This window comes from Neisseria sp. (assembly GCF_030527965.1).
GTDB lineage: Bacteria > Pseudomonadota > Gammaproteobacteria > Burkholderiales > Neisseriaceae > Neisseria.
The window spans coordinates 184,607-190,877 of record NZ_JAUMZU010000002.1 but is presented as its reverse complement, the minus strand read 5'-3'; the positions used below and the strand labels follow the sequence as shown (position 1 = coordinate 190,877).

Annotated in this window: 5 protein-coding genes; 2 read left to right on the top strand and 3 right to left on the bottom strand. The window is 48.2% G+C overall.

Going from position 1 to position 6,271, the window contains the following annotated elements; genetic code table 11:
• Positions 1 to 76: 76 nt before the first annotated feature.
• On the top strand, positions 77 to 193 hold the full coding sequence (locus Q4A84_RS01970; RefSeq protein WP_303087243.1) for a class IIb bacteriocin, lactobin A/cerein 7B family: 117 nt from the start codon (positions 77 to 79) through the stop codon (positions 191 to 193).
• A 315-nt stretch (positions 194 to 508) separates the two neighbouring features.
• Here Q4A84_RS01970 and Q4A84_RS01965 read toward each other — a convergent pair whose 3' ends face one another.
• The gene (locus Q4A84_RS01965) at positions 509 to 1,300 is read right to left on the bottom strand and encodes a 3'-5' exonuclease (RefSeq protein WP_303087242.1); all 792 of its coding nucleotides are present in this window, start codon (positions 1,298 to 1,300) and stop codon (positions 509 to 511) included.
• 180 nt (positions 1,301 to 1,480) lie between these two features.
• Here Q4A84_RS01965 and Q4A84_RS01960 point away from each other — a divergent pair, with 180 nt between their 5' ends.
• The gene (locus Q4A84_RS01960) at positions 1,481 to 2,284 is read left to right on the top strand and encodes a DsbC family protein (RefSeq protein ID WP_303087241.1); all 804 of its coding nucleotides are present in this window, start codon (positions 1,481 to 1,483) and stop codon (positions 2,282 to 2,284) included.
• Between the two features lie 132 nt (positions 2,285 to 2,416).
• Here Q4A84_RS01960 and Q4A84_RS01955 read toward each other — a convergent pair whose 3' ends face one another.
• Positions 2,417 to 3,079, bottom strand: a complete 663-nt coding sequence (locus tag Q4A84_RS01955; RefSeq protein WP_303087240.1) for an OmpA family protein — start codon at positions 3,077 to 3,079, stop codon at positions 2,417 to 2,419.
• A 364-nt stretch (positions 3,080 to 3,443) separates the two neighbouring features.
• Entirely contained in the window at positions 3,444 to 6,269 is a 2,826-nt protein-coding gene (infB, locus tag Q4A84_RS01950) for a translation initiation factor IF-2 (RefSeq protein ID WP_303087239.1), read from the bottom strand.
• Positions 6,270 to 6,271 lie beyond the last annotated feature (2 nt).

The window sequence follows — 6,271 nt, the reverse complement described above, 5'->3', positions numbered from 1 at the left end:
GATAATTCTAACTTAAATTTGAATTTCCCTAGTTATCTAGGACAGCCCCTAAATTTTTTCTTTAAAGGAGTTTACTATGCAAGTTTTAAATTCAAATGAGTTAAATCAGGTTTCTGGCGGTTTCATTCCTGCACTCATAGCTGTTGCGGCTGTTGTCGCTTTAGAGGTATACAACGCACCACCAGCTTATTAATATTATCTTAGAAGTATTCTTGCCGCTTTTATTTGGTATTATCTATACTTATCATTAATACGGCATTTGGCATAATACTGTCATTTTTATATTTCATTTTATAAATGATATAAATCTCGTAATCAAGCTGCTTGAGATGATTGATTCAGGCAGCTTGATTTATATTTTATATAGCATATCCAAAATAAAATGATAATTAGAAACAACCAAAATAATTAAAAATAAGCTTTTAATTAAAACCAAGTCGATTATTTGGTTTATGTACTGAATTTAATAAAATTAATTCCATTTTGAAAGCCCCTCTAGCAAAATCCGTTAGTGCCAAGCTGCCATAAATTCCCGCCAATGCTCTGCTTCTTCCTGCGTTTTCAGATATTGGCGTATGCGGCGGATTTCCTGCTCGTATTCGTCACCGTCCAGCGCCCCGCTCATCAGGCAGAAGCGCAGATACATTAAATAAGTATTAGCAGCATCGGTTTCACAGTAATCGCGGATTTCTGTTATTTTACCTGCGTGGTAGGCTTCCCAGACCTTGCTGCCGTCCATACCCAATTTACCGGGAAGACCGCAAAGCTTAGCCATATCATCAAGCGGAACGCTGGCTCTCGGTTGATATAAAGCGAGCAAATCCATTAAATCGCAATGGCGATTATGGTAACGGCTAATATAGTTGTTCCATTTGAAATCTCGACTATCACCGAAATCGCCCTCTCCCATATCCCAATAACGGGCGGCGGTAATGCCGTGAATCAGCGCGCGGTAATGCAGCACCGGCAGATCGAAACCGCCTCCGTTCCAACTGACCAATTGAGGCGTGTGCGTTTCGATCAAATCAAAAAACTTGGCAATCATGGTTTCTTCGCTGTCATGCGCTTCACCTATGGTGCCAATATGGATTTTTTCAGCACCCCAGCGCATGCAGCAGGAAATTGCCACCACTTGATGCAGATGATGCTGCATAAAATCACCGCCGGTCTGCGCGCGCCGCTTCTGTTGTGCAAAAGCCACCACTTCGGCATCGGAAATGTTTTCCGGCAATTCGTAAAGCAAACGGATGCCGCGCACATCCGGAATGGTTTCAATATCAAAAGCAAGAATCGGGGTCATAACACATTTTCCGTAAGGCAGTTGTGGCATTGTGCATGAAGTTACGGGCTTTGACAAACCCGCCAAGCGGCACCGGCCCTTTGCTAAATTACTTAAATCTACTTGGTCTGCAGCGAAGGTTTCGGCATAATGTGGCACATTTTAAAATGAAAAGTGAAAACATTTCTGAAAGTCTTAAGCATGAAACTATCCAAATCCCTGCTCTCACTTACCATTCTGCCCTTGATTGCCTGCGGTCAAACCACAGTCAGCAATAATCAGCCGCCGAAAACCGCCAAAAATCAGGCAACGGCCGCGCCAACAGCTCAAAGCAAAGCGCCCGACGATGTCATCAAAAGCATTACCGAAAAACTCCAGCAAACCTACGGACAACAAAAGCTGAAAGTACAAAGCGTGCAAAGCACGCCGGTAGCCGGCTTGTTTGAAGTCGTGGTCTCGGGCAATCAAGTTGTCTACACCGATGCCAATGCGGATTACATGTTTGTCGGTGATTTAATCGACGTGAAAAACCAGAAAAGCCTGACGGAAGAGCGCTCCGCCGATTTGAGCAAAGTTGATTACGCCAGCCTGCCTTTCAATATGGCGATTAAAGAAGTGCGCGGCAACGGTAAGCTGAAAGTGGCCGTATTCTCCGATCCGGACTGCCCATTTTGCAAACGCTTGGAAGGCGAATTCGATCAGATGACCGACATCACGATTTATAGCTTCCTGATGCCTATTACCAGCCTGCACCCGCAAGCAAACCAGAAAGCCATTCAAATCTGGTGCCAGAAAGACCGTACTGCCGCATGGACCAAGTGGATGAGGAAAGGCGAAGCGCCTACCCATGTTCCGGAATGCGACAATCCCGTGGCACAAACCACTTCGCTTGGCGAACAGCTCGGATTTACCGGCACACCCGCCATCATTTTCCCCAACGGCAAAGTGCAAGCCGGCTACTCGCCCAAAGCGCAACTGCAACAAGCGATTGAGAATAATCAATAACTCTTAGAATTTACAACGGTTTCATTTATCTTGTCGTGAATGAGACCTGCTTATCCTCAAAGAAATGCCTGTCTGAAAACATGTTCAGACAGGCATTTTATTCACATTAAGTTGAAGTTCAACTAATGACGTTTATTTACCGGCATTGGCTGTCGGATTAATCAAAATTTCCACACGGCGGTTTTGCGCTTTTCCAGATTCCGTGTCATTGCTGGCAACCGGTTGACGCGAACCATAACCAATAGTGCTCAAGCGTGAACCGGTAACGCCACGCTGAACCAAATAATCGGCCACAGAACGGGCGCGGCGCTCAGACAGGGGCTGATTAATACTGTCGTTCCCCGTGCTGTCGGTATGGCCGGCTACGGTTACGGTTGTTTCAGGGTATTGCACCAGCGTTTCCGCGGCTTTATTCAGCGAATCCATCGCAGCAGAACTCAAAGTCGCGCTGTTGGTCGCAAACGTTACTGCGCTAGGCATGGTCAATTTAATCTGGTTACCTTCGCGGGAAACTTGTACGTCGGTATTTTTCAGACTCTCACGTAATTTCGCTTCCTGATAATCCATATATCCGCCAACGCCCGCACCAATAGCACCACAAGCCAGAGCCGAGTTGCGTGCTCCTTTGCTGCCATGAGTCAGCGCACCAATCGCGCCACAAGCAGCAGCGCCGCCCAAACCGTACATAGCGGTTTTACTCATTTTTTGCTGCCCGGTTGTCGGGTCGGTAACGCAACCAGACAATGCCATCGCTGAAGCCGTTGCAAGAATAGTTAATGTTTTGATGAATTTCATTTCAAAAAGTCCTTTCAATAGGATATACGGATAAGCGGATGCAATCTGCAACATACAGATAAAAAAGATGATTTAAGCACTCCGCTATATATCGGGGCTAACTATATCTGACAAAACAGCTCTCAAAAAGTTTCTTTAACACGATATTACCCATCGATACCGTTTAATCTTTTTCATTACCGTTCAAACGAAGTAAACAGCAACAATGTCACAAAACCACGGCATAGACAACACAATCATAAACTCGTGTATCTCTCAAAAAGATTGATAAACCACATTGATATACAATTCATATCAAAGCCGAGTTCAAAAACAAAAAGCCTGTCTGAAATGTTTTCAGACAGGCTTTTACAGTTTTCAGCGCTTACAGCGTACGCGCCACTTCTACAATATCAAACACTTCCAGCTGGTCGCCTTCCATGATTTCATTATAGTTTTTCAGCATCAAGCCGCACTCAAAACCCATGCGAACTTCTTTCACATCGTCTTTAAAGCGCTTGAGCGAGGCCAACTCACCGGTGTGGATAACCACATTATTACGAATCAAGCGAACATGCGAATCACGTTTAACCAGACCATCAGTTACCATACAGCCGGCAATATTGCCCACTTTCGATACGCTGATAACCTGACGGATTTCCACCGTGCCGGTTACTTGCTCTTTCTGTTCCGGCGCCAACATACCGCTCATAGCCGCTTTCACATCATCAATAGCATCGTAAATGATGTTGTAGTAGCGAATTTCCACATCTTCATTTTCCGCCAGCTTACGGGCAGACGCATCCGCACGCACGTTAAAGCCGATAATGAACGCACCCGACGCAATGGCCAAATTCACATCGCTCTCGGTAATACCGCCCACTCCGCTGTGCAATACATTCACTTTCACCTCTTCGGTGGAAAGTTTTTGCAGGCTGCCAGACAAGGCTTCGTAAGAGCCTTGAACGTCCGCTTTGATAATGACAGACAAATTCTGCGCCTGGCCCTCGCCCATGTTGTTGAACATGTTTTCCAGCTTGGCCGCTTGTTGCTTGGCCAAACGCACGTCGCGATACTTACCCTGACGGAACAAAGCAATCTCACGTGCTTTTTTCTCGTCGGCCAGCACCATGGCATCTTCTCCGGCATTAGGCACATCCGACAGGCCCAGAATCTCGACCGGAATAGAAGGCCCGGCCGCTTCAATCAGCTTACCATTCTCGTCCATCATCGCACGCACCTTACCGAAGGCAGTGCCGGCCAACAACATATCGCCTTTGCGTAGCGTACCGCTTTGTACCAACAACGTCGCTACCGCACCACGACCTTTATCCAAACGGGCTTCTACAATAATGCCTTTCGCAGGCGCATCAGCCGGAGCGATCAATTCAAGAACCTCAGCTTCCAGCAACACGGCTTCCAGCAAAGCATCAATGTTAGTTCCCTGTTTAGCGGATACATCGATAAACTGGGTGGTACCGCCCCATGAATCGGGAATCACTTCATAATTAGTCAATTCTTGGCGGATACGCTCAGGATTAGCGGCTTCTTTATCAATCTTGTTAACCGCCACCACCATCGGCACACCGGCCGCTTTCGCGTGGGCGATCGCCTCAATCGTTTGCGGCATAACGCCGTCGTCAGCCGCCACCACCAGAATCACAATATCAGTCGCTTGTGCACCGCGCGCGCGCATGGCAGTAAATGCTTCGTGGCCCGGCGTGTCGAGGAAGGTAATCACGCCACGCGGCGTTTCCACATGGTAAGCACCGATATGCTGCGTAATCCCGCCGGCTTCTCCCTGCACCACTTTGGCACGTCGAATGTAATCGAGCAGAGAAGTTTTACCATGGTCAACGTGACCCATCACGGTAACCACCGGCGGACGCGGCAATTTTTCCGCTTCCACAATTTCCACGCCTTCTTCCAAGAAGGCTTCAGGATCGTCGACGGCGGCAGGCTTACCGACATGGCCCATTTCTTCCACCACAATCAATGCGGTTTCTTGATCAAGCGATTGGTTGATGGTAACCATCATCCCCATTTTCATCAGGGTTTTGACCACTTCCACGCCCTTAACCGCCATCTTGTGCGCCAAATCGGCCACGGTAATGGTTTCCGGCACCAATACTTCATGCACTACCGGCTCAGTCGGTGCTTGGAAAGCATGCTGATTAGGTTCGAGCTTGAGTTTTTTGCCTTTTTTACCGCTGCCGCGCACGCGATCTTCGTCGCTATGTCCCGAGTTACGGTCACGACCTTTGCCTCCTTTACCTTTAGCACCGCGTGTTTGAACATCCATATCATCGCGTTTACGGCGGTCTTCTTTTTTGCGTCCGCCACCGTTTGCGTTTGATTCTTCGTTCACACGGCCATCATCTTTCGCAACCGGTTTACCGGCAGCAGCCAAAGGTTTCTTCTCAGTCGGTTTGGCAGAGCGCTGCTCATTAGCCCGCGCTTTTTGCGCTGCACGCGCTTCTTCCTGAGCCTGTTTTTTTGCTTCTTCACGACGTTGTTGACGTTCTTGACGCTCCTGTTTTTCACGCAACAGCGCTTCTTGATGCGCACGTAAAGCAGCGGAACGCCGCGCTTCTTCATCACGCGTTGCCTGCTCAACCGCACTAACCACTTCTACCGGGCCGGCTGCTTCTTTTTTCTTCTCTTTGTTTTTCTTACCGCCGGTTTTTTCGGCACGAGGTGATTTTTCAGCAGTTTTTTCCGCTTGCAGCTCTTTATCTGCTGCCTGTGGCTCAGGCGCTTTTTCTTGCTCTGCCGCTGCTTTTTGCTGCAAGGCTTCTTCCGCTTGTTTTTGCGCTTCGGCTTGAGCCCTGGCATCTGCTTCAGCAGCCTCTTTGGCCTGTTTTTCGGCCTCTGCTGCCGCTTGCAACGCTTGTTCCTGCTCTGCTTTGGCTTTAGCCTGTGCTGCCAACTCCTCCGGAGAAGGCACAACCACTTGACGGCTACGACGACGGGTCTCCACTTGCACGCCCGCTATCGTACTGCGCTCGGTTTTCTTACGAGCAATACTGATGGTTCCGCCTGATGTATCATGACCTTGTTTCAGATAGGCTAACAAAAGTGCTTTATCATCAGCAGTAATTTCATCACTGGCGGATGTTGTCGCCACACCCGCGCTTTTTAATTGGTTTAACAGTTCGTCGACCGGCTTGTTCAGGTCGGCGGCAAATTGTTCTACGGTACTCTTAGTCATGC